The sequence below is a fragment of the Ruegeria sp. HKCCD9138 genome, from assembly GCF_057220975.1.
Genome location: NZ_JBWVAZ010000011.1, coordinates 28,778 through 49,425, shown reverse-complemented (window position 1 = coordinate 49,425; position 20,648 = coordinate 28,778). Strand labels below are relative to the sequence as shown.

At 58.7% G+C, this 20,648-nt stretch carries 26 protein-coding genes; 18 read left to right on the top strand and 8 right to left on the bottom strand.

Annotated features, from left to right (window positions below):
* Positions 1-26 precede the first annotated feature (26 nt).
* Complete coding sequence (locus AC2TEL_RS17240) at positions 27-608, top strand: FMN-dependent NADH-azoreductase (protein WP_480905635.1); 582 nt, start codon at positions 27-29, stop codon at positions 606-608.
* Between the two features lie 76 nt (positions 609-684).
* The gene (locus AC2TEL_RS17235; protein WP_480842886.1) at positions 685-1,425 is read left to right on the top strand and encodes an aspartate/glutamate racemase family protein; all 741 of its coding nucleotides are present in this window, start codon (positions 685-687) and stop codon (positions 1,423-1,425) included.
* Here AC2TEL_RS17235 and AC2TEL_RS17230 read toward each other — a convergent pair whose 3' ends face one another.
* Positions 1,426-1,956 carry a prolyl-tRNA synthetase associated domain-containing protein gene (locus AC2TEL_RS17230; RefSeq protein WP_480905632.1) on the bottom strand — a complete coding sequence of 177 codons (531 nt, stop codon included), beginning with the start codon at positions 1,954-1,956 and terminating at the stop codon, positions 1,426-1,428.
* Between the two features lie 268 nt (positions 1,957-2,224).
* Here AC2TEL_RS17230 and ffh point away from each other — a divergent pair, with 268 nt between their 5' ends.
* The 11 genes from ffh (at position 2,225) to trmD (ending at position 9,052) form a co-directional block, all read left to right on the top strand.
* Positions 2,225-3,733, top strand: a complete 1,509-nt coding sequence (gene ffh, locus AC2TEL_RS17225; RefSeq protein WP_480842890.1) for a signal recognition particle protein — start codon at positions 2,225-2,227, stop codon at positions 3,731-3,733.
* A gap of 41 nt (positions 3,734-3,774) precedes the next feature.
* Entirely contained in the window at positions 3,775-4,287 is a 513-nt protein-coding gene (locus AC2TEL_RS17220) for a GNAT family N-acetyltransferase (RefSeq protein ID WP_480905629.1), read from the top strand.
* Positions 4,284-4,835, top strand: coding sequence for a GNAT family N-acetyltransferase (locus tag AC2TEL_RS17215; protein ID WP_480905626.1), 552 nt, complete (start codon positions 4,284-4,286; stop codon positions 4,833-4,835). The genes AC2TEL_RS17220 and AC2TEL_RS17215 overlap by 4 nt, the downstream gene beginning before the upstream one ends.
* Positions 4,832-5,383, top strand: a complete 552-nt coding sequence (locus AC2TEL_RS17210) for a GNAT family N-acetyltransferase (RefSeq protein WP_480905623.1) — start codon at positions 4,832-4,834, stop codon at positions 5,381-5,383. Before AC2TEL_RS17215 ends, AC2TEL_RS17210 begins: the two co-directional genes overlap by 4 nt.
* On the top strand, positions 5,380-5,676 hold the full coding sequence (locus tag AC2TEL_RS17205; RefSeq protein ID WP_480842896.1) for a chorismate mutase: 297 nt from the start codon (positions 5,380-5,382) through the stop codon (positions 5,674-5,676). Before AC2TEL_RS17210 ends, AC2TEL_RS17205 begins: the two co-directional genes overlap by 4 nt.
* A 67-nt stretch (positions 5,677-5,743) precedes the next feature.
* Positions 5,744-6,139, top strand: coding sequence for a 30S ribosomal protein S16 (rpsP, locus tag AC2TEL_RS17200; protein WP_480905620.1), 396 nt, complete (start codon positions 5,744-5,746; stop codon positions 6,137-6,139).
* A gap of 12 nt (positions 6,140-6,151) precedes the next feature.
* Positions 6,152-6,787: a 5,6-dimethylbenzimidazole synthase gene (gene bluB / locus AC2TEL_RS17195; protein ID WP_480842898.1), complete on the top strand. Its 636-nt coding sequence runs from the start codon at positions 6,152-6,154 to the stop codon at positions 6,785-6,787.
* Between the two features lie 4 nt (positions 6,788-6,791).
* On the top strand, positions 6,792-6,941 hold the full coding sequence (locus tag AC2TEL_RS17190; RefSeq protein WP_480842899.1) for a hypothetical protein: 150 nt from the start codon (positions 6,792-6,794) through the stop codon (positions 6,939-6,941).
* Entirely contained in the window at positions 6,934-7,437 is a 504-nt protein-coding gene (gene rimM, locus AC2TEL_RS17185) for a ribosome maturation factor RimM (RefSeq protein WP_480905617.1), read from the top strand. The genes AC2TEL_RS17190 and rimM overlap by 8 nt, the downstream gene beginning before the upstream one ends.
* Positions 7,437-8,252: a hypothetical protein gene (locus AC2TEL_RS17180; protein ID WP_480905614.1), complete on the top strand. Its 816-nt coding sequence runs from the start codon at positions 7,437-7,439 to the stop codon at positions 8,250-8,252. The genes rimM and AC2TEL_RS17180 overlap by 1 nt, the downstream gene beginning before the upstream one ends.
* Entirely contained in the window at positions 8,249-9,052 is an 804-nt protein-coding gene (trmD, locus tag AC2TEL_RS17175) for a tRNA (guanosine(37)-N1)-methyltransferase TrmD (RefSeq protein WP_480842902.1), read from the top strand. The genes AC2TEL_RS17180 and trmD overlap by 4 nt, the downstream gene beginning before the upstream one ends.
* On the opposite strand, the gene AC2TEL_RS17170 is transcribed toward trmD, so the two are convergent.
* Positions 9,049-9,849 carry a glycoside hydrolase family 25 protein gene (locus AC2TEL_RS17170; RefSeq protein ID WP_480842903.1) on the bottom strand — a complete coding sequence of 267 codons (801 nt, stop codon included), beginning with the start codon at positions 9,847-9,849 and terminating at the stop codon, positions 9,049-9,051. The genes trmD and AC2TEL_RS17170 overlap by 4 nt on opposite strands.
* 381 nt (positions 9,850-10,230) lie before the next feature.
* Here AC2TEL_RS17170 and rplS point away from each other — a divergent pair, with 381 nt between their 5' ends.
* Both rplS and rpmE read left to right on the top strand, forming a co-directional pair.
* Positions 10,231-10,614 (top strand): 50S ribosomal protein L19, encoded by a 384-nt coding sequence (rplS, locus tag AC2TEL_RS17165; protein ID WP_480843036.1) that lies wholly within the window; start codon positions 10,231-10,233, stop codon positions 10,612-10,614.
* An 11-nt stretch (positions 10,615-10,625) separates the two neighbouring features.
* Positions 10,626-10,847 (top strand): 50S ribosomal protein L31, encoded by a 222-nt coding sequence (gene rpmE, locus AC2TEL_RS17160; RefSeq protein ID WP_480810483.1) that lies wholly within the window; start codon positions 10,626-10,628, stop codon positions 10,845-10,847.
* 96 nt (positions 10,848-10,943) lie between these two features.
* Here the strand turns inward: rpmE and AC2TEL_RS17155 are convergent, their stop codons facing one another.
* From AC2TEL_RS17155 to AC2TEL_RS17145, 3 genes are all read right to left on the bottom strand, one after another.
* Positions 10,944-11,795 (bottom strand): DUF4396 domain-containing protein, encoded by an 852-nt coding sequence (locus tag AC2TEL_RS17155; protein ID WP_480905611.1) that lies wholly within the window; start codon positions 11,793-11,795, stop codon positions 10,944-10,946.
* Between the two features lie 213 nt (positions 11,796-12,008).
* Entirely contained in the window at positions 12,009-13,604 is a 1,596-nt protein-coding gene (locus AC2TEL_RS17150) for an MFS transporter (protein ID WP_480905608.1), read from the bottom strand.
* A gap of 183 nt (positions 13,605-13,787) precedes the next feature.
* Positions 13,788-14,675: an AEC family transporter gene (locus AC2TEL_RS17145; protein ID WP_480905605.1), complete on the bottom strand. Its 888-nt coding sequence runs from the start codon at positions 14,673-14,675 to the stop codon at positions 13,788-13,790.
* 217 nt (positions 14,676-14,892) lie between these two features.
* Here AC2TEL_RS17145 and AC2TEL_RS17140 point away from each other — a divergent pair, with 217 nt between their 5' ends.
* A complete protein-coding gene (locus AC2TEL_RS17140) occupies positions 14,893-15,702 on the top strand; it encodes a division plane positioning ATPase MipZ (RefSeq protein WP_480842908.1) in 810 nt (269 codons plus the stop codon).
* A 68-nt stretch (positions 15,703-15,770) separates the two neighbouring features.
* On the opposite strand, the gene AC2TEL_RS17135 is transcribed toward AC2TEL_RS17140, so the two are convergent.
* The 3 genes from AC2TEL_RS17135 to AC2TEL_RS17125 all read right to left on the bottom strand — a co-directional run bounded on the left by AC2TEL_RS17135 (position 15,771) and on the right by AC2TEL_RS17125 (position 18,603).
* Positions 15,771-16,718 (bottom strand): hypothetical protein, encoded by a 948-nt coding sequence (locus tag AC2TEL_RS17135; protein WP_480905602.1) that lies wholly within the window; start codon positions 16,716-16,718, stop codon positions 15,771-15,773.
* A 135-nt stretch (positions 16,719-16,853) separates the two neighbouring features.
* The gene (locus AC2TEL_RS17130; protein ID WP_480842910.1) at positions 16,854-18,089 is read right to left on the bottom strand and encodes an adenylate/guanylate cyclase domain-containing protein; all 1,236 of its coding nucleotides are present in this window, start codon (positions 18,087-18,089) and stop codon (positions 16,854-16,856) included.
* A gap of 61 nt (positions 18,090-18,150) precedes the next feature.
* Entirely contained in the window at positions 18,151-18,603 is a 453-nt protein-coding gene (locus tag AC2TEL_RS17125) for a MarR family winged helix-turn-helix transcriptional regulator (protein WP_480905599.1), read from the bottom strand.
* Positions 18,604-18,660: 57 nt separating this feature from the next.
* Here AC2TEL_RS17125 and hmgA point away from each other — a divergent pair, with 57 nt between their 5' ends.
* Both hmgA and maiA read left to right on the top strand, forming a co-directional pair.
* A complete protein-coding gene (hmgA, locus tag AC2TEL_RS17120; RefSeq protein ID WP_480842912.1) occupies positions 18,661-20,016 on the top strand; it encodes a homogentisate 1,2-dioxygenase in 1,356 nt (451 codons plus the stop codon).
* Positions 20,013-20,645: a maleylacetoacetate isomerase gene (maiA, locus tag AC2TEL_RS17115; RefSeq protein ID WP_480905597.1), complete on the top strand. Its 633-nt coding sequence runs from the start codon at positions 20,013-20,015 to the stop codon at positions 20,643-20,645. The genes hmgA and maiA overlap by 4 nt, the downstream gene beginning before the upstream one ends.
* Positions 20,646-20,648 lie beyond the last annotated feature (3 nt).

The following is a 20,648-nucleotide window of genomic DNA, read 5'->3' as shown; positions in this document are numbered from 1 at the left end:
TCTCCCTGACCAAAGGACTAGCTGAAATGATCAAGACCATTCTGCATATCGACACCTCGGCCCGCCGTGATGGATCCGCTACTCGCGAACTGTCCGACCGGATCGTCAAGCATCTGAACGCCGGTAAAATCATTCGCCGTGATCTGGCGACTCCGCTTCCGCTGCTGACCGAAGACTGGATTAACGCCAATTTTACCCCCGCCGATCAGCGCGACGCGGTTCAGCGCGACTTGCTCGCCTTATCCGACGAACTGGTCGGTGAGCTGCAAAAGGCCGACACACTTGTGATCGGACTACCGATCTACAACTTCTCGGTACCTGCGGCGTTCAAAGCCTGGATCGATCTCGTCGCCCGCGCCGGCCTGACTTTTGCCTACACGGAAAACGGCCCTAAGGGTTTGCTTGAAGGCAAACGGGCTGTTCTGGCAATTGCCTCGGGCGGTGTTCCTGTCGGGTCCGAGGCTGATTTTGCCACCAATTATGCACGCCACGTTCTGGGCTTCATCGGCATCTCTGATGTCGACGTAGTTGCTGCGGATCAGATGGCTATCGACGCCGAGGCGGCATTGAGCAACGCGCGCAAGGCAGTATCCGAACTGGCGGCTTGATCACCCCCCTCTGGTCAATCCACTTTGAAACGTCCAATCTGGACCTTATCGAGCAAATTCGGATTGGGCGTTTCATATGAAGAAGATAGGGATCCTGGGCGGCGTCGGCTGGGCCTCGACGGTGGATTATTACCGAGCTATCGCCGAAGGCGCGGGCCGGTATTATTCCGAGCGTGGTCATGAGGCCCCGTTGCCAGTCCCTCCGATGACGATCGAATCTGTCACGCAGGCCAAAACCCGCGCTCTGCGCGGTGTGGCCGGAGACGAAGAAAGCTGGGCTGCTTTTGACGCGGTTTTTCGTGAAGCACTGCTCACCCTTCAACACGCCGGCTGCGAATTTGGCATCATCGCGTCAAACACGCCGCACGCCCGATTGCACGCAATCCGCCAGGGCGTTTCGATGCCGATCCTGAGCATCTTTGACGCAACCGCGCAGGTCACATCGACCACTGCGGCGTCCAATGCTTTGGTGTTGGGAACGACAGTCACAATGCAGGCCCCCCATTATGCCGAGCACCTTTCTGCCAAAGGTATTACCGCCAATGATCGGCTGCCCGAGGCAGAGATTGCCGAAATGCAGGATATGATCGACACCGACTTCTATGGCGGCGCGTCTGATGTGGCGCATGCGCGCCTGCTGGCCTACTGCAATCGCCACGCCACCCCGGGAACGGCCATTCTGCTCGCCTGTACAGAGTTGCCGCTTGCATTCCCTGACCACCTGGACGACGCGGTATTCGAGGCGGACGGCCACCTGTTCGTCAATCCATCCGCCGCCCATGTTGCGGCGGCGTTGAAGGAAGCTTTGGCCGGCTGATCAGGGCAGCCAGGCAACCTCGCACCCGATATGGCCGAAGAACACCATCAAGTCACTGCGCGGCATGGCGACGGTCCGGTCGTTGACCAGAGGGTGCATGTTGATCACATCCGCCTGTTGTGCCGCCGAATCCATAATAAATCGCACGTTGTTGTCCACGCCGTTGATCATCGCCAGCGGGCTGACCGCGCCCGGGCGGATGCCTAGATTTTGCATCAGTCGATCTGCCGAACCAAAGGACAGGTTTCCGATCCCAAGTTCGGCCCCCAGCGCTTTGAGGTCGATTTCGCGACTTTGTTCCAGTGTCACCAGATAATTCCGCTTTTTCTTGTCGCGCAGGTACAGATTCTTGAGCCGCAGAACATTCTCGCCGGGCACCATAAACTGATCCTCGACCCCTTTGGCGTCTTCGACGGTGCGCAATGGGATGTGAGTGTGGAGGCGGTAGTTCAGCCCCCATTCGTCCAACTGTGCCAGCAGTGCATCAGAGCTGAGCGGTAGTGTATCCTGAAAGGCGGATGATGCATCCATGGAAGACTCCTTTTGTGTCGGTCATGCAGCGAACCGTGACTGAACGCAAGAGAGGCTGAGGCTGCTACAGATACGTCTCGTTTGACATCCAAGGGCGCCTCGGGTAACACCCCATCAAACATCCGGAAGCATCTGATCTTCCGGTCCCTTGAGTCGTTCAGGGATCGCCCCCCACCAGCGAGTTTCGCCCGTGGGGGCAATTGTGTATTTAACCGGTGTTTCCTACCTAGGAAGTGCCACCAGATAACCGGCTAAGGAGGCCGAAGGCATGTTTGAAAATCTATCCGAACGCCTTTCCGGCGTCTTTGACCGGCTGACCAAACAGGGTGCTCTGTCCGAAGAAGACGTCAAGACCGCCCTGCGCGAGGTTCGCGTCGCTCTGCTCGAGGCCGACGTTTCGCTGCCGGTGGCGCGTGAGTTCGTCAAGAAGGTGCAGGAACAGGCGACTGGTCAGGCCGTCACCAAGTCGATCACGCCCGGCCAGCAGGTCGTCAAGATCGTGCACGATGCGCTGGTCGATACCCTGCGCGGCGAGGAAGACCCCGGCAAGCTGAAGATCGACAACCCGCCTGCCCCGATCCTGATGGTCGGTCTGCAGGGTTCGGGTAAGACGACCACGACCGGTAAGCTCGCCAAACGCCTGAAAGAGAAAGAGGGCAAGAAGGTCCTGATGGCCTCACTGGACGTCTACCGCCCGGCGGCGATGGATCAGCTGGCTGTTCTGGGCACGCAGGTCGGTGTGGACACACTGCCCATCGTTCCCGGCCAGAAACCGGTCGATATCGCCAAGCGCGCCAAGCAGCAGGCAACGTTGGGTGGCTACGACGTTTATATGCTCGACACCGCAGGCCGTCTGCACATTGACGAAGTCCTGATGGACGAGGTCGAACAGGTCCGCAACGCGGTCGACCCGCGTGAGACCTTGCTGGTCGTCGACGGCCTGACCGGTCAGGTCGCCGTCGAAGTGGCCGAAGAATTCGATGCCAAGGTCGGCATCTCGGGCGTAGTCCTGACCCGGATGGACGGTGACGGGCGCGGCGGCGCGGCGCTGTCGATGCGCGCGGTCACCGGCAAGCCGATCCGCTTTGTCGGTCTGGGTGAGAAGATGGACGCGCTCGAAACCTTCGAGCCTGACCGGATTGCGGGACGTATTCTGGGCATGGGCGACATCGTTGCCCTGGTCGAAAAGGCCCAGGAAACGATGGAGATGGAACAGACCGAGCGCATGATGAAGCGCATGGTCAAAGGCCAGTTCAACATGAACGACCTGAAGATGCAGCTGGAACAGATGATCCAGATGGGCGGCATGCAGGGCATGATGGGCATGATGCCGGGCATGGGCAAAATGGCGAAGCAGATGGATCAGGCCGGGCTGGACGACAAGATCCTGCGCCAGCAGATCGCCATGATCCAGTCGATGACCAAACGCGAACGCGCCAATCCCCAATTGCTGCAAGCCAGCCGCAAGAAGCGCATTGCAGCCGGTTCAGGAATGGAGGTCAGCGATCTCAACAAGCTGCTCAAGATGCACCGACAGATGTCGGACATGATGAAAAAGATGGGCAAGATGGGCAAAGGCAAGATGCTGAAACAGGCCATGAAGGGCATGTTCGGCAAGGGCGGCCCGTCGCCTGAAGAAATGGCGGCAGGCATGGACCCCAAGGCGCTGGAACAAGCGGCCAAGGCGATGGGCGGCAAGATGCCCGGTGGCCTGCCCGGTATGGGCGGCGGCATGGCTCTGCCTCCGGGCCTCAGCGGGTTTGGAAAGAAAAAGTGACGCCTGCACGCTGCACCCAGCCCCCGTCCGGAAAGGCGGCGATGGCAGCAGCGCAGTATCGCGCTGCCCTGCCGTTCATCGAGACCCGGCGGCTGGTTCTGCGTGCCCCGCGTCTGGACGACCTGCCGGTTTGGACCGTGATCTGCCGGGAAAGCTTTGGCAGTTCCGAACAGGAGGCTTGGACCGAGTTCTCTTTCTATACGTCGGGATGGCTTTTGCACGGGCATGGTCTGTTCACGGTCGCCCTGAAGGACGACGAACAGGTCGCTGGATTCGTTCTGCTAGGGATGGAATGGGACGACCACGAACCCGAACTCGGTTATTTGTTCAGCGCCGAACATCGCAAGCAAGGCTACGCCACTGAGGCCGGTGCTGCTGTGCGCGACTTTGGCTTCGATCTAATCGGGTCGGGTCAGTTCGTCAGCTATGTGTCGGCATCCAATGTTCCGTCGAACGCTTTGGCCGAACGGCTGGGCGCAACGCGGGATGCTGTAGCTGAGAGTGCTTTTGACGCGAATCAGTATGTCTGGCGCTATGGCGAGGTGCAGGCATGACCATCTCCATGGCGATCCCGAAGCTGGAAACAGAACGCCTGATCATGCGGGCACCGTGCGAAGCCGATTTCAAGGCCGAAGCAGAATTCTTCGCCAGCGACGCCTCAAAATTCGTAGGCGGCCCCCTGCGGCCGGACGAGACATGGCGTTCGCTCGCAATGCTGCTGGGCCATTGGGCAATGCGCGGCTATGGGTTCTGGGGCGTCGAGGAAAAAGACACTGGCGCCTATGTTGGTCACGTCGGCCTGTGGTTTCCCCATAGTTGGCCCGAGCCCGAAATCGGCTGGACCTTGATGAACAACGCAACCGGAAAGGGCTATGCGACCGAGGCCGCGCTGGCCGCGCGTGCGCATGCCTATGATGTGCTGGGTTGGGAAACGGCAATTTCGCTGATCGATCCGGACAATCTGGGCAGCAAGGCCGTGGCCGAAAGGCTGGGCGCGCGGTTCGATTACACATTCGAACACCCGGCTTACGGCGCGATGCAGGTCTGGCGGCACCCAGCCCCGTCCGATCTGGTCAATGGTGGAATGGAGGCATACGCATGACCTCGTTCACCATACCAACCGTCGAGACTGAGCGTCTGATCCTGCGGCCGCCGCACGAAAGCGATCTGCCCGCCATGACCGCGTTTTTTGCAAGCGAACGCAGCCATATGGTTGGCGGGCCGAAGAACGAGTTCGAGTGCTGGCGGTCGCTGATGGGACGCTTCGGTCACTGGGCCGTGCGGGGTTACGGTGGCTGGCACATCACCGAAAAGGCTAGCGGCGAATTCGCAGGTTGGACAGGCATCATCGATGCACCGGGTTGGGATGAACCGGAACTCGGCTGGGCAATCATGGAAGAGTTCGAAGGCAAAGGTATCGCCTTTGAGGCGGCCCTGGCTGCCCGCGCCTATGCCGCCCGCCACCAAGGGCTGAACGGGGTGATTTCATACATAGCCCACGCCAACGACCGCTCGCGCGCATTGGCCGAACGCCTTGGTGCGACCTACGAACGCGAGGGTGAATTGCTTGGCAAGAAAGCCCAAATCTGGCGTCACCCGACACTCGACCTCACCGACACCGCTTTGACCACCGAGAGGACCGGCCAATGAACAACCCCGTGACGCGTGCCGCCACGCTGCTGAAAGAGCATCGCGAAAGCATCGATCGGCTGGACGCGATCCTCGTCTATACGCTGGGCGAGCGGTTCAAGCACACGCAGGCCGTTGGCAAGCTCAAGGCCGAACACGACCTTCCCCCGTCCGATCCTTCGCGCGAGGCTGCGCAGATCGCACGGTTAGAAGACCTGGCGAAGACGGCGGATCTGGACCCCGACTTTGCCAAGGCTGTCCTGAATTTCATCATTCAGGAAGTCATCCGACACCACAAGAAACACCAGGAATAGACGGAAAAGAACCCGGCTCAAACAAAGACGCGCCTCTGGCGTGAAGCCATTCAAAGGAGATACCACCATGGCAATGAAAATTCGTCTCGCCCGCGGCGGCTCGAAAAAACGTCCCTTCTACCGCATCGTGGCTGCCGACAGCCGCATGCCTCGCGACGGCCGTTTCATCGAGAAACTGGGCACCTACAACCCGCTGCTGCCGAAAGACAGCGAAGAGCGCGTGAAAATGGACATGGAGCGCGTTCAGTACTGGCTTGACCAGGGCGCACAGCCCACCGACCGGATCGCACGCATGCTGGAAGCTGCCGGCACCCGTGGGAAAGCCGAGCGCAACAACCCGCAGAAAGGCGCACCCGGCAAGAAAGCTCAGGAGCGCGCGGAAGAGAAAGCCGCCAAGGCTGCTGAAGCTGCCGAAGCGGCTGCCGCACCGGCTGAAGAAGAAGCTGCTGCTGCAGAAGAATAAGCAGGCGGGCGCGTGCAGGATCAGACCTTCAGTGACGAATTCCGCACGCAGTTCGATCTGTTGATGCGGCTCCGGCGCGATGTGCGCCGGTTCCGCACCGACGCGATAGACGAGGCAGTGCTGTCGCGCTGCCTCGACGCGTTTCGACTGGCCCCTTCGGTGGGGCTCAGCGAACCCTGGCGCGTGATCCGCGTCGAAAGCGACGCGGCACGCGCCGCTGCGCTTGAGAATTTCCAATCGGCCAATGCACAGGCTCTTGCTGGCTATTCCGGAGACAAGGCGCGGCTTTACAGCACCCTGAAACTGTCTGGCATGCAGGAGGCACCGGTTCAACTGGCGGTTTTCTGTGATGATGGAACCGATAAGGGACAGGGCCTTGGCGCAGGCACAATGCCTGAAATGCGCCGCTACTCGGTCGTGACAGCCATCACACTGTTCTGGTTGGCCCTGCGGGCCGAAGGGTTGGGATTGGGCTGGGTGTCGATCCTTGATCCCGACCGGATGTGCCGCGATCTGGATGTGCCGGACAATTGGCAGTTGATCGGGTATTTCTGTATCGGGTGGCCCGAAGAGCTCTCGGATACGCCCGAACTGGAACGCATTGGCTGGGAAACCCGCGAAGACAGCTTGCCGGTCGAGGTGCGATAGGAAGATGTTCGGGCTGTTACGACTTCCCATCCTGCTGCTGATCGCCTTTATTGTGGGCGTGTTCTTTGAACGCAGCAACCAGCGCGAGGCCTGTGTAGCGCGCGGCGACTGGGTGGATGGGGTTTGTGTGACAACGGAAAATCCAAATGAGTGATCTGATCTGTGTCGGCAGCATTGCAGGGTCCTACGGCGTGCGCGGTGAAGTGCGTCTGAAAAGCTATTGCGCCGTTCCCGAGGACATCGAGGCCTATTCTCCGCTGACCGACGAAAGCGGCGCCGAGCGGTATCCGCTGGTTCTGACCCGCACGATCAAGAACGGGTTTGCCGCCAAGCTTGGCGGGATCGAGACCAAGGAAGAGGCGGACGCCATCAAGGGGCTACGCCTTTTCGCGCGACGTGAACAACTGCCGTCGCTGCCCGATGATGAATTCTACCACGCTGACCTGATCGGGTTGCAGGTCTACGATACCGGCGGCACCCTGCTGGGCCGCGTGAAAGCAGTGCAGAATCACGGCGCGGCCGATCTGCTGGAACTGCAAGGACCGGGTATGAAATCCACGGTTCTGCTGCCCTTCACGCTGGAAGTCGTTCCCACGGTCGATCTGGTACAAGGCCGCATCGTAGCCGACCCGCCCGAGGGCCTGTTCTGATGCGAAAGGTCATGCTGCATCTGGGTCTGCACAAGACCGGCACAACCGCAGCGCAATCCTTTCTGTTTGAAAACCGAAAACTGATCTGGCCTGACCACGCGCTGGTTCTGCCTTATCGCACACGCAAATCCGGCCTGTCCGAAGCGGCCACTCGGTTCTCGGTTTATGGTACGCCCGGCGCGCTGATCGATTTCAGCGATGGCATTCGGGCATTTCTGGCGTCTCTGGATTTTGGCAAGCGACGGGGCCTGATCCTTAGCGAGGAAAACTTCTCGGGTCTGCGTCCCAGCCGCAACGTTGCCGTCGGCTACGAAGCCGCACCTGAGCTTGCGGCGCGTTTGGTTGAGCTTGTTCAGGATCGATTTTCGAATGAGCCCGTCAACATCACCTTATATCTGTCGCTGCGACAGCGCGGAAGCTGGCTGCGCAGCCTTTGGGCGCATGACCTACAGCGTATGCGCCTGGTGCAGGACTTTGATACCTATCGAGCCCGTCTTGATTCGGTGCCGTCGCCGCAGACCGCGGCCACGGCTATCCGCGAGCGGCTATCAGGCGTCACTGTACTGACCGAGTGGCTGGAAGACTTGCAAAGCCGTCCTTTCGGTCCCGGAGCGCCATTCGCAGAGTTTCTGGACTTGCCCCACGAGCGATCCGCCCAATTGGTGGGTCCGACCCGCGTCAACCCTCGCCTGCCCGAAGAAGTATTGACGGAGTTGCTGGACCTCAACCGCTCTGCTCTGGACGAAGACGCGCTGATCCGACAAAAGGCGGCCCTGGTTGAAAGCGCTCAAAACGATCTGATCGGCAGCACATGACAGACAAACCTGCGAAATCTCATGGCCGCAAAGCCGTCCGCGCGACCCTGAAGCCGCGTGAGTTGATGACCCAGACACCGGATTTGCATGGGGTTTGGAAGGCCAAGATCATCACTCTGTTTCCCTCGGCGTTTCCCGGTGTTCTGGGGGAAAGTCTGACCGGAAAAGCCTTGCAAGAAGGGCTATGGCAGCTGGAAACGATCGATCTGCGCCAGTTCGGAATCGGCAAGCATCGCAACGTGGACGACACGCCCGCCGGCGGAGGAGCCGGCATGGTTCTGCGGGCCGATGTATTGGGCGCAGCCATCGAACATACGATGGAAGGGATACGGGGCAACTGGCCACTGATCTATCTCAGCCCACGCGGCCGCCGGATGGATCAATCCATGATGCAGAACCTTGCACGTTGTGACGGCATGACCTTGCTCTGCGGTCGCTTCGAAGGCGTCGACGAACGCGTGCTGGAACATTATGGCGTTCAGGAAGTTTCCCTGGGCGATTTCGTCATGACCGGCGGTGAGATCGCCGCGCAGGCCCTGATCGACGCCACGGTCCGGCTGATCCCTGGCGTGCTGGGCAATCAGGCGTCGGCAGAGGAAGAAAGCTTTACTTCGGGCCTGCTGGAGCATCCGCAATACACCCGCCCCGCTGATTGGAAAGGCCGCCCGATCCCGGACATCCTGATGTCGGGCCACCACGGGCGTATCGCCGAATGGCGCCACGAGATGTCGGAACGGATCACACGCGAAAGACGACCCGATCTTTGGGAAATATTCCAGAAATCGCACGACAAGGACTAACCCCCGGCCCTCCACTGCGCCCAAATCTCCGGCGTACCGTTAAATGTGTTGATGTCTACCCTACCCTGCACACCTGGCACCAAACCGGTGCCGGTGTATTGCCAGAACCGCCATACCGCCCGAGGGTAGACATTGCGGGGATGGCCCGCGACGGACCGAAGCCAGAACTCCGTTTTTGGCAGGCGCCCGATATCGGTGTCTTCGTAAAAGTCCACGGTCGTGTACACGATCGGACGGCGGCCGTAGTGGCGTTCGAGTATATTCAGAAACTTCTGTGCCTCGGACCGGACAGTCTTGCCATCGGGACGCAGCGTGCAGGTCCTGGAATGTGGCGTCCATTCCATGTCCAGCACATGTGGCAGATCAGCCCCCTTTGGCACGTTGCGGATGAACCAACGGGCCTGTTCGGCGGCCGGACGGCAGAAGTAGTAGTAATGATATGCCCCCCAAGGCACCCCTGCGGCCTGAGCGCCGCGCCGGTGATCGTCGAACCGCGGGTCGGCCACATCACCACCTTCTGTCGCCTTGATGAAAACGAAGCTGACACCCGAGGCACGCGCTGTGCGCCAGTCAATCGGCCCCTGCCAGCGCGAGACATCCAACCCATGCACCGGATAATGGCCGGGGTGCCGTCCTTCCCACTCATGCGGGTCGGCATCCCCGAATTTCGGGAATATCACTGAAGGCGCGGTTGTGTCGGCAAAAGCAAGCGGTTCAACGGTTTGTGGTGCGGGCCCTCGGCGCCCGCAAGACACCAGCGCGATGGCCACGAGGACCAGCATAAGTGCTCTGTGCATCATGCATTCCTGTATCAAATTTCTGCTCGTATAATTGCAACCAGAATGCCTGATCCGGGCCACAAGGCAACGCCGCAGTTTTGGAACGGCGGTTTCTCACCGCCCGAAACCGAATTTACCGGCAATTTTGACTTGATTCCGACCCTCAAAGACCGTAATGCAGCCCAATCCGGAGCCGCGTGTGCGCGACTCCGGTGTTTTGGTTTGTTTCGCAGCGTGACGTCGGGCTTTCTTCGGCCAAGACGCGGTGTGACAGACCAGACCAAAGGAACATTCGATCTGACCTCTGGCGGGCTGCACGCAGGACCCGGTGAAGACCAAGAGCTCTCAGGCCGTGCCCAAACTTCGTGGACCAACCACGAGCAGATAGGAGTAAATGCGATGGACCTGATCGCACAGCTTGAGGCGGAACAGATTGCCGCCCTGGGGAAAGACATCCCCGACTTCAAAGCCGGTGACACCATCCGTGTCGGCTATAAGGTGACCGAAGGCTCGCGCACCCGTGTGCAGAACTACGAAGGCGTCTGCATCGCGCGCAAGAACGGCGACGGCATCGCCGGATCGTTCACCGTCCGCAAAATCTCGTTCGGCGAAGGCGTGGAGCGTGTGTTCCCGCTGTATTCGACCAACATCGACAGCATCACCGTTGTCCGCCGTGGCCGCGTCCGTCGCGCCAAACTGTACTACCTGCGCTCGCGCCGCGGTAAGTCCGCACGTATCGCAGAGGTCACCAACTACAAGCCCAAGGCTGGCGCCGAGGCGTAAGGAGCGGAAAGATGAAAAAAGACATCCACCCCGATTATCACCTCATCGACGTCAAAATGACCGATGGCACCGTGGTTCAGATGAAATCCACCTGGGGCAGCGAAGGCGACCAGCTGGCTCTGGAAATCGACCCCTCCGTGCACCCCGCATGGACAGGTGGTTCGTCGCGCCTGCTGGACGCTGGCGGCCGCGTGTCGAAGTTCAAGAAGAAATACGAAGGTCTGGGCTTCTGAACCTGACCTCATTCGAATTCGAAAGGCCGCTCCGATGGGGCGGCCTTTTTGTTTCATCCAACGATGTCAGTGTCTGGGCTGCACCCAATTCGGGCATCAAAATGTTATGGGTGTGACGCGTGATGTTAGCCAGAGCGCAACCAGCAGAACCACATAGCTGCCAGTGATCCAAAGGATCATGGTATTCATCGGCAACGACTTCATGTTCATTGCCTGACCCTCCACATGCTCCATTTCTTCGCCGGGCATATTCTCCATTTCGGGCGAAGTATGTCCAATACCCTTCGCTGGTCCGTCGACCCCAGGCAGGGTCATGCATCCGTGTTTGAGGTGATTGGCGACCAGCCACCGGTTAATAGGAAACGCAACTATCGCACCTGCGATCGTCGCCAGGCTCATACGAAACCAGAATTGCGGGTTGAGCGGATCCTCGGATCCGGGCCAGGTCGCAGCGAGAAGAACCATTGTCGGGATCATGCCTGTCATCACCATGTTCATGGATACGGTTTCGGCGAAGACCGTCTTCCGGACGGCCTTCGCATAGCTGCCGAACATGGGAAGCATCATAAGCGCCTGGAATATGAACAAACCCGAAACAAACCCGAAAACATACTCGACGACAATATCCCAGCCATTTGACAGGGTGAGAAAGTGAACCAGGATGGCCGCTAGAATGATCCCCGTCGCATCGCCTGCTACGCAGTGCATTTCACTGTTTACGCCTTGCTTCCACGTGGCACGCGTGAAGCGTTCATGCCCGCCAGGGAAGGGACGGCGGCAGGTCATGAAATAAAAGAACAGGCCGACCGGACCTGTATAGACGGTTACCAGAATCCACGCTGCACTCTGCACCCAACTGGTGACACCATTTGTGAGAGAATCCCAAACGACGAATCCGACACTGGCGCCGGTCAGGACAAACCAGACAAGCATGGCTCCATAAAGCATGTCGACCTCCCTAGAACACCTTCTGGCATGGCGAGGCAGAGCCTCCGCGCTCGACCAATTCATATCACCACGGGCTGCAGGTCGCTATCTGCGAGGTTGCCGGGTTCAATTTCCGTTCACTGTCAAAACCATTTAGTTGTCCGCTGTGCAGTACAAGACGGGCTTGCAAATTCTCCGATACCGCACGCTCAAGCCCGTTCAGATCGTCAGGATTCATCGCCGTTTTTTCGTCAATTCCGTAGCGCTGTGCACCGGCGGAACCGGGCCGCGCAGCAAAAGGATCGCTAGCACCATCGCGATCAGCGCAGCCATGGCGGCAACAAACATTGCGCTGTCAAAGGCGTTGTCCTGCAATTCGCGCAGAGCCACAGCCAAGGCGCTTCCGGTTTCCGGGTCCAGACCCGCGATCAACTGTTGAACCTGGCCGGGCGTTCCGTGGGTCAGTGCATGGGCCAGATCGGTACGTTGTTCCGAGCCGGAGGGAAGCGCGTTGATGACCTCGGTCAAACCCCAACGGATTGTGACGGCTTCGGCCAACCCGCCGATAACGGCCCCCAGGGTTGCGCCGAAATACAGGAACGCGTTGATTACTCCCGAACCCTGCCCGACATGCTCTTCCGGCAGTAGGCGCAGGGCAAGCCGGGGCAAAAGCGAAAAGCCGATGCCCATCCCGATGCCGATGATGGCAAGCTTCCACCAAAGACCGACATAGCTGGTGGTGTTCGTGGTGGTTGTCAGCAGCAGGAAGCCACACGCCATCACGCCCATGCCAATGATAACCGGCCACTGGAAACTGTATGGCGCAAGGATCCGGGGCGCGGTGACGGATACGACGAACATGGTCACGCTGAGCGGCAGGATCGCCAGCCCCGCAGCAATCGCCGAATAGCCGAACGTGTCCGGCGATTGAACAAAGACGTTGAAGTAGACGAAAAAGCTGAACAGGGTGAACCCCGTAAAGAACATGCCAACCGCCGCCATGAAATAGCGCGGATGACGGAAATACCGCAGTTCTATCAAAGGATCTTCGCTGCGCCGAGAGGTCATGACCAGCGCAATCACGGCAATTGCTGATATGCACAGGGGAACGAGGGTCTCTCTGGACTCCCACCCCTTGCTCTCGCCATTGCTGAGCGCGAACGACAAGGGCCCTAAAAGAAGCATCATCGCGATTGCACCGGGATAATCGAACCGGGCATCTGCCAAACGAGTATCGGGAACGTAGTTGTGCTTGCTCACCCGCAAACCGATCAGGAACGCTGCAACCAGAAGGACAAGGTCAACAGCAAATACAGCCCGCCAACTGATGTAGTGGCCAAGCGCGCCGCCCACGATTGGGCCGACGCCGATTGCTAAACCGACAATGGCACCCCAGGCTCCGGTGACGCTTGCGCGTTCCTCATCAGGGGTGGCCGCCGTCAATATCGACAGCGAAGTTCCGAACAGCGCTGCGGCCCCCGCCCCCTGTGCTCCGCGGCCGATCAACAACATCGTACCATCCTGCGCAAGCAACGCTGAGGCCGACCCGGCGGCAAAGACGATCATTCCGAAGAAGAAAACGCCCATCTTGCCGGTGATGTCCCCAAGGCGGCTGACGATAGTGACCAATGTCGCGCTTGCGACAGTATAGATCGCCATGACCCACTGCAGGCCGGATGGGGTCAGATCAAACTCGGACTTTAGATTGGGCAGGATGGTCGCGACGGCCGTTGTGTTGAACCCCACGACCATCATGCAAATCGCTGTCATCGCCAGAACAACGCGCGCGCCGGCCATGCCCGAAGTGCCGTTTGAGTTTGCCGTCGTCATCAATTTGCCCCCAGTTCCCGAGCGGGCCATTCCGAGCGGGCAAATGAACCAACGGCCTCAGCTCAGCGGCGTATTAAGATAACATGTCCGAATTAAACAATTTTTTTGGCGCCGCGTATAGGGTTTACAGCAAACCCATTGGCGTCGTCGCTCAACAGGCCATGCCCGGTGATCCGGACACAGTCAAATCCAGTAGGACAACGCCATGGGCAAAACGACAATTGTCGTCAGGGTCGATACCAGAATGAATCCCGCCACCTCGGGTCCGTATTCCGGAACGTGCTGGTCAATGAACAGATAGGTCGCCACCGAAGACGGCATAAGGCAACACATAATAAGGGCACCGCGTTCTGCCCCGGTAAAGCCAAAGGTCCAGACTAGGGCACTGGCAATCGCAACTGCCATCAACAGATGCAGCCCCGTCAGCAGCACAGCGCGCCCAAGACTGCTGATCTTCAGAGTTGCCAGAGTGTGGCCGAGCGTCAGCAGCATCAATGGGATCGACAACCCACCCAATATATCAAAGGATTTTGCAATCGGCTGCGGCAGCGCAATTCCGGTCGCCATAAATACCAACGCGACGACCACCGCGTAGATTATCGGCGATGTGGCAAGCTTTTTGGGAGAAAACTCACCTGCCGGTATCCCCATGCCTACCGTAAATATACTGACAAGGACAACGACAACGAAGGCCATCGTGTAAGCCATCCCGGCATCGCCCAGCGCCAGCAATGTGATTGGCAGGCCAATGTTGCCGACATTGCCGTGCATCAAGGGCGTCAGAAACGCCCGCACGGGCATGCGCAACAGCTTCAGAGCCGCAAACCCCAGCACGCCGAAACCCGCAATGGCCAAAGCTGCGGCCGCCATCATGTCGAGAAACGTTCCCACGGCAATCTGGGTGGAGGACAGGTGCGAGATGATCAATGTCGGGTATCCGACCTTCGAGACGATGCCGCCGATCACCTTGTTGTCAAACGGAGCCCGGATCAGAGCCAGGCAATAGCCGATTCCGGCGCAGATCAGCACCGGCAGCACCACGTTCAGAACGTTCAGAAACAGATGATCCAACAAGCGCCTCAATAACCGTTTTTCGATCAGGACATTGAAACAGGGCACCGGATTTGACAATGGCAGGACCTAACCCGCGCCAGTCATGTGGTTTTCCAAATTAGAGACTGTAAATGACCCTCAGCCGTGCCTGAGGTTCTTCCCTTCCCGGCCTACACAACATATAGTGGGTCGCAACAACCTGTGGGTAAACACGGCGGGACTTGGGAATACAGGCATGGCACATATCATAGTTGTCGGGAACGAGAAGGGCGGCGCAGGCAAATCGACCGTGTCCATGCATGTGGCAACCGCACTGGCGCGCCTGGGCCACGGGGTCAGCACCTTGGATCTGGACCTGCGGCAGCGCAGCCTGGGTCGATACTTCGAAAATCGCCGAAACTTCATGAATGGCGCTGAACTGGCTCTGCCCAGTCCGCGTCACCACGACCTGCCCGAAATCGACGCGACCAAACTGAAGCCGGGCGAAAACATCTATGACCACCGCCTGTCCGCCGCGGTGGCCGAGCTGGAAAGCGACAGTGAGTTCATACTGATCGACTGCCCCGGCTCTCACACGCGACTGAGCCAGGTGGCGCACTCACTGGCCGATACGCTGATCACCCCGCTGAACGACAGTTTCATCGATTTTGACCTGCTGGCTCGGATCGACTCGAAGGGAGAGAAGATTCTCGGGCCGTCGGTCTATTCCGAGATGGTCTGGAATGCCCGGCAATTGCGGGCGCAGGCCGGGCTGAAACCGATTGACTGGGTCGTGGTGCGCAACCGGGTCGGGACCCAGCGCATGGTCAACAAGGAAAAGATGCAGCGCGCGATCGAAATGCTGTCTCAGCGCATCGGCTTCCGTGTGGCCTCGGGCTTTTCCGAACGCGTGATCTTCCGCGAGTTGTTCCCACGCGGCCTGACTCTGCTGGACCTCAAGGATATCGGGGTGAAACAGCTCAACATCTCGAACATCGCGGCGCGGCAGGAGTTGCGAGACATGATGAAAGAGCTGAACCTGCCGGGCGTGGAGATCGATTTTTAAACTACCCGCTTACAGCTGATGGGCTGCCTTGCCGCTTCTGTTCGGCCTTTGGCATGACGTTATCATATTCACTTTGAGGCCGTTGCCTTAGGTGGTGGAGCCGGGATCATCTCGTCCAGAACTGCGCCGGCCTCATAACCCAAAAGATCGACTTCCATTCGTGCGGGATCTCCGAACGCCCACGCCCCGACGTTCCGCTGCATAATCACATAGCCAACATGCTTTGCCAGCGCATCTGTCCCATGCGCGTTTTCCGCGAACATAACTTGTCCGGCTGCGACTTTTTCGGGCATCACGCGTTGCAAGTACAGAAGCACGACATTGACGTCTTCGACGCTGGAACCGCCGTGATGCACGATGTACATCCTGGCCCAGTCTTCTTCATTCATCGCGGCGCGGGCCTTTGAAACGGCGGAGTGCAGTGCGGTCAATTCGGCGCGTGCGGTTTCACGCATATTCTGAACCCATATTGGCCGCATGTCGTTAATGACTTTGGACACGGCTTCGCGCGTAAGCTCATCTTGGCTCACCGCGCTCTTGGTGAAAGCTCGTGCCTGCTCAAGCATTTCGCGTTGACGGGTCAGTGACTCCGTCGGCAATCCCAAACCATCAATTGCTGCGAGTAGCGCATCGATCTCGGCCGCGATACTCGAAAACTCGCTCTTCCAGCGCGCGTTGTCTTCGTCTTCAGGCCAAGGGGTGACCGCGCCAATAATTCCCAGCAGAACATGAGATGTCGACTTGAGGTGCTGATAACCCGGAGCGTCCCTGGAATACGTTGCTTCCCCATCTTCCGAGATCACGGTGACGTCCCGCGCGATTACCATGATCGGTCGAATATCTGCCGTCAGCGCGTCCTGGCCGCGATGAAAGATCGAGAGCATGGCGTGATTGAAGGTCTCCACAGCTTTGTCGGCGTCACCTTGATCGGCGGGCGCGTTTGTCGAAGAAAAAAGAAAAGCTATGCCCAAAACTACGGCGAAATTGGCGCTGCGCCGCACGAATGAGTTCTGCATGATGCATATCCTCTGAGCTGAGTTTGCTGGGTCATCATACATCGTTGGCGCTTGTGGCGCGAATTCCTCATCTTCAACCGGCTGTAAACCACGTGAAGATTGAGAGATTTCGGAAGGTACTTGACGTCAATGGTCCTATTGACCCGTCCGATATACCGTAAACAGCTCTTTCGGCTCGGGTACTCCGCGCAGCATGTAGCGCCCTACCGAGATCAGCTCGTGATCGCTGGGCTGAGCCGCGCGGGCCACGTCGTCCGAGATCAGAATGCGCTGCCCCAGCGAACGGTGCATGCCCGCAATACGCGCAGCCTGATTTACCGCCGGGCCGATCACTGTGAAATCCAGCCGGCTTTCCGCGCCGATATTGCCGTAGAGAATCTCACCCGAGTGCAAGGCCAGAGTATAGTTTGAGACCGGCAGGCCCCGGGCCTTGCGCTGTTCGTTCAACTCGACCATACGATCCTGCAAGACCGCCACTGCGCCCAGCGCGGCGCGGGCGTCAGCGTCAATCTCGCCCACATCGAACATCGCCATCAGCCCGTCGCCCATGAACTTCAGAATGCTACCGTCGCATTCGTGAACCACTTCCACGGCTACGGCCAGATAGTCGTTGAGCATCTCGATGATCTCGGAACCCGGCAATTCTTCTGACAGGCTGGTAAAGCCCTCAAGGTCAAAGTTCCAGATTACCGCGTCGATCTGCTGCAACGAACCGCGCCGAATTTCCCCGGACAACACGCGCTGCCCGGCATCGCGACCCAGATAGACCCGCATCAGATCCTGCGCCACCCGGGTGCTGGAGGCCGATTTCAGCGCCAGCCCGAGATGCGGCAAGGCAGTGTTTATCAGGTCCAGATCGCTGGTACGAAACCCGTCAGGTGCGTCGCTGGTCCAGGACATCAAAACACCGTCGACCGGCTTGTTTGCATCTCTTGGTCCGTTATGCGTCGGACTGTCGAAGGATACCCCGGTCGCGTAATACTCCGTCGCCCCATTCTCGCGAAGTTCGTTCAACAAAGGAAAGCGGCTGGCCTCGTTCTTGTCGATCAGGCGTTCGTGGATGACATCGATGTCTTCGTTCAGCAATGCGAACATCGGGCTTTGCTGCCAGACCTCACTGGGTGTCTCGGAATACTCGAAAGTCTGATAATCACCGCCCTTGTCCTGATACCAGCTGTAACCTGTTCCGCCATAGACCGGGTGCAGCGCCGACTGCGCGGCGTGGAAGCGCATCAACGGCACGCCCATATCAACAAGTCTTTTGCAATAACCGTCCAGAAGCTCTTGCTTGCCCGCCCCCTCAAGGCCACGCGTCACCAGCCAGTCGATGAGGTCAATTGCTTTTGCGGTGTCTGTGTCCGTGGACGTCATGTCTGATACCTGCTTCCGTTCAAGTATTCATCTGGGAACACCGGGGCCAGATTACCAGCGATTAATCCATTCCGGCCAGCCGTCGCAGCATCATACGCAGCAATACCACTTCGCCATTGGTGAAATGCGCAGCCAGTTTCGCGTCGTATTCCTGTGCGATGCCGCGCAGTTCACGGTAAGCGGCCTGACCGGATTGGGTCAGGGACAGCCTTTCGACGCGGCGGTCGTTTTCATCACGCAGCCGCTGCAGAAAGCGGCGCTGTTCCAGTTTGCGCACGGCACGGCTGATCTTGGTTTTGTGGATCTTGGCCCGCAGGCCGATATCCTTGGCGGTCATCTCGCCGTAATTGCCCAGGTGAAACAGCACGCGCCACTCGGTTCGCAACATGCCATAGCGATCCTTATAGACGCGCTGAAACTCGAGCGAACTTTCCTCGGCCGCCTGATTCAACAGAAAAGGCAGGAAATCTCGCAGATCAAAGTCATCTTTTTTGTCAGATTCTTCCCGTGTCATGCTTGTTAGTTACAAAATCAACTATTATCCGACAAGCAGAAACGCGAGGTATCATCCATGAATCACCCGACTCACCCACGTGAAATGATCCAAGCAGACACGCCTGTTGGCACCCATCCGGGGTATATGCCTGGCTGGGCGAATGATTTCGAAACCGAAGCCCTTCCTGGCGCGCTGCCACAGGGTATGAACAGCCCGCAAAAATGTAACTATGGTCTATATGGCGAACAGCTTAGCGGCACGGCCTTCACCGCAAACCCGCCCGAGCGGACGTGGTGCTATCGCATTCGTCCATCGGTCAAGCATTCGACGCGTTATGAAAAGATCGACGTACCCTATTGGAAATCCGCGCCCTGCGTAGATCCGGACGTGATCAGTCTGGGCCAGTATCGCTGGGACGCGGTGCCCCATTCCGAGGAAGGGCTGAACTGGATCACCGGTATGCGCACGATGACCACCGCAGGGGATGTGAACACTCAGGTCGGTATGGCCAGCCATATCTATCTGGTCACTGAATCGATGGTGGACGAGTATTTCTATTCCGCCGACAGCGAATTGCTGGTGGTCCCGCAGGAAGGCCGCCTGCGTTTCGCGACCGAACTGGGCATCATAGATCTGGAACCCAAAGAGATCGCCATCCTCCCGCGCGGTCTGGTCTATCGCGTCGAAGTGCTCGACGGGCCGTGCCGCGGCTTTGTCTGCGAGAACTACGGGCAGAAATTCGAGCTGCCGGGCCGTGGCCCCATCGGCGCCAACTGCATGGCCAACCCACGTGATTTCAAGGCGCCGGTGGCAGCTTTCGAGGATCGCGACGTGCCGTCGACCATCACCATCAAGTGGTGCGGCCAGTTCCATCGCAGCCAGATCGGCCAGTCGCCGCTGGATGTGGTCGCGTGGCACGGCAACTACGCACCTTACAAATACGATTTGCGTAACTACTGCCCGGTCGGCGCCATCCTGTTCGACCACCCGGACCCGTCGATTTTTACCGTGCTGACCGCGCCTTCGGGCCATCCCGGCACGGCCAATATCGACTTTGTCCTGTTCCGCGAACGCTGGATGGTGATGGAGGACACATTCCGCCCGCCCTGGTATCACAAGAACATCATGTCCGAGCTTATGGGCAATATCTATGGCCAGTACGACGCCAAACCTCAGGGTTTTGTCCCAGGCGGCATGAGCCTGCACAACATGATGCTGCCCCATGGGCCGGACAAGGAAGCCTTCGAAAAAGCGTCAAACGCCAATCTGGGCCCGGACAAGCTGGACAACACAATGTCCTTCATGTTCGAAACCCGGTTCCCGCAACACCTGACGGCCTTTGCCGCGAACGAAGCGCCCCTGCAGGACGACTACATTGATTGCTGGAGCGATCTTGAGAAGAAATTCGACGGGACGCCGGGCAAGAAATGAGGCTCTACGGGTATTGGCGGTCTTCTGCGGCATATCGATTGCGCATTGCGCTCGGGCTCAAGGGGCTCGAGTGGGAAGACATGCCCATCAATCTGATCACCGGCGAACAGCAGACAGCCGATTATTTGGCCAAGAATCCGATTGGTCTGGTGCCGACTCTGGAACTGGATGACGGCACGCTACTGACGCAATCCCTGTCGATACTGGAGTGGCTGGAAGAGACCTACCCTGATCCGGCTATTCTGCCGCCTGACCCGTTGAAGCGCGCCCAGACCCGTGCCTTGGCGCACATGATTGCCGTGGACACCCATCCGATCCAGAATTCTGGCGTCGTCAGCCACCTAAAAACGGCACTGGGCGCAGATGGCGATCAGGCCATTGAATGGATGTGCCACTGGATGAAGCGCGGTTTCACTGCGTTTCAAGCTTTGGCTGCATCCGGCACACGCTTTGCTATGGGGGATACACCCGGTCTGGCCGATATTTGCCTTGTGCCGCAACTCTATAACGCGCGACGCTGGGGGCTGGATCTGACACCCTACCCGCGCCTGAGCGAAATTGAACAAAACTGCCTTGACCTGCCTGCTTTTTCGAATGCGGTGCCCGAGGCCCAACCTGACGCAAAATGAGAT

Bases quoted from the DNA above. Each gene is read 5' to 3' on its own strand.
- AC2TEL_RS17170 (WP_480842903.1), bottom strand. From the start codon at position 9,849: ATGCACAGAGCACTTATGCTGGTCCTCGTGGCCATCGCGCTGGTGTCT.
- AC2TEL_RS17240 (WP_480905635.1), top strand. From the start codon at position 27: ATGATCAAGACCATTCTGCATATCGACACCTCGGCCCGCCGTGATGGA.
- AC2TEL_RS17210 (WP_480905623.1), top strand. From the start codon at position 4,832: ATGACCTCGTTCACCATACCAACCGTCGAGACTGAGCGTCTGATCCTG.
- rpmE (WP_480810483.1), top strand. From the start codon at position 10,626: ATGAAAAAAGACATCCACCCCGATTATCACCTCATCGACGTCAAAATG.
- AC2TEL_RS17230 (WP_480905632.1), bottom strand. From the start codon at position 1,956: ATGGATGCATCATCCGCCTTTCAGGATACACTACCGCTCAGCTCTGAT.
- rpsP (WP_480905620.1), top strand. From the start codon at position 5,744: ATGGCAATGAAAATTCGTCTCGCCCGCGGCGGCTCGAAAAAACGTCCC.
- rplS (WP_480843036.1), top strand. From the start codon at position 10,231: ATGGACCTGATCGCACAGCTTGAGGCGGAACAGATTGCCGCCCTGGGG.
- AC2TEL_RS17130 (WP_480842910.1), bottom strand. From the start codon at position 18,089: ATGACGTCCACGGACACAGACACCGCAAAAGCAATTGACCTCATCGAC.
- ffh (WP_480842890.1), top strand. From the start codon at position 2,225: ATGTTTGAAAATCTATCCGAACGCCTTTCCGGCGTCTTTGACCGGCTG.
- AC2TEL_RS17135 (WP_480905602.1), bottom strand. From the start codon at position 16,718: ATGCAGAACTCATTCGTGCGGCGCAGCGCCAATTTCGCCGTAGTTTTG.
- maiA (WP_480905597.1), top strand. From the start codon at position 20,013: ATGAGGCTCTACGGGTATTGGCGGTCTTCTGCGGCATATCGATTGCGC.
- rimM (WP_480905617.1), top strand. From the start codon at position 6,934: ATGAGTGATCTGATCTGTGTCGGCAGCATTGCAGGGTCCTACGGCGTG.
- AC2TEL_RS17235 (WP_480842886.1), top strand. From the start codon at position 685: ATGAAGAAGATAGGGATCCTGGGCGGCGTCGGCTGGGCCTCGACGGTG.
- AC2TEL_RS17125 (WP_480905599.1), bottom strand. From the start codon at position 18,603: ATGACACGGGAAGAATCTGACAAAAAAGATGACTTTGATCTGCGAGAT.
- AC2TEL_RS17155 (WP_480905611.1), bottom strand. From the start codon at position 11,795: ATGCTTTATGGAGCCATGCTTGTCTGGTTTGTCCTGACCGGCGCCAGT.
- AC2TEL_RS17190 (WP_480842899.1), top strand. From the start codon at position 6,792: ATGTTCGGGCTGTTACGACTTCCCATCCTGCTGCTGATCGCCTTTATT.
- AC2TEL_RS17180 (WP_480905614.1), top strand. From the start codon at position 7,437: ATGCGAAAGGTCATGCTGCATCTGGGTCTGCACAAGACCGGCACAACC.
- trmD (WP_480842902.1), top strand. From the start codon at position 8,249: ATGACAGACAAACCTGCGAAATCTCATGGCCGCAAAGCCGTCCGCGCG.
- hmgA (WP_480842912.1), top strand. From the start codon at position 18,661: ATGAATCACCCGACTCACCCACGTGAAATGATCCAAGCAGACACGCCT.
- AC2TEL_RS17220 (WP_480905629.1), top strand. From the start codon at position 3,775: ATGGCAGCAGCGCAGTATCGCGCTGCCCTGCCGTTCATCGAGACCCGG.
- AC2TEL_RS17205 (WP_480842896.1), top strand. From the start codon at position 5,380: ATGAACAACCCCGTGACGCGTGCCGCCACGCTGCTGAAAGAGCATCGC.
- AC2TEL_RS17215 (WP_480905626.1), top strand. From the start codon at position 4,284: ATGACCATCTCCATGGCGATCCCGAAGCTGGAAACAGAACGCCTGATC.
- AC2TEL_RS17140 (WP_480842908.1), top strand. From the start codon at position 14,893: ATGGCACATATCATAGTTGTCGGGAACGAGAAGGGCGGCGCAGGCAAA.
- AC2TEL_RS17150 (WP_480905608.1), bottom strand. From the start codon at position 13,604: ATGACGACGGCAAACTCAAACGGCACTTCGGGCATGGCCGGCGCGCGC.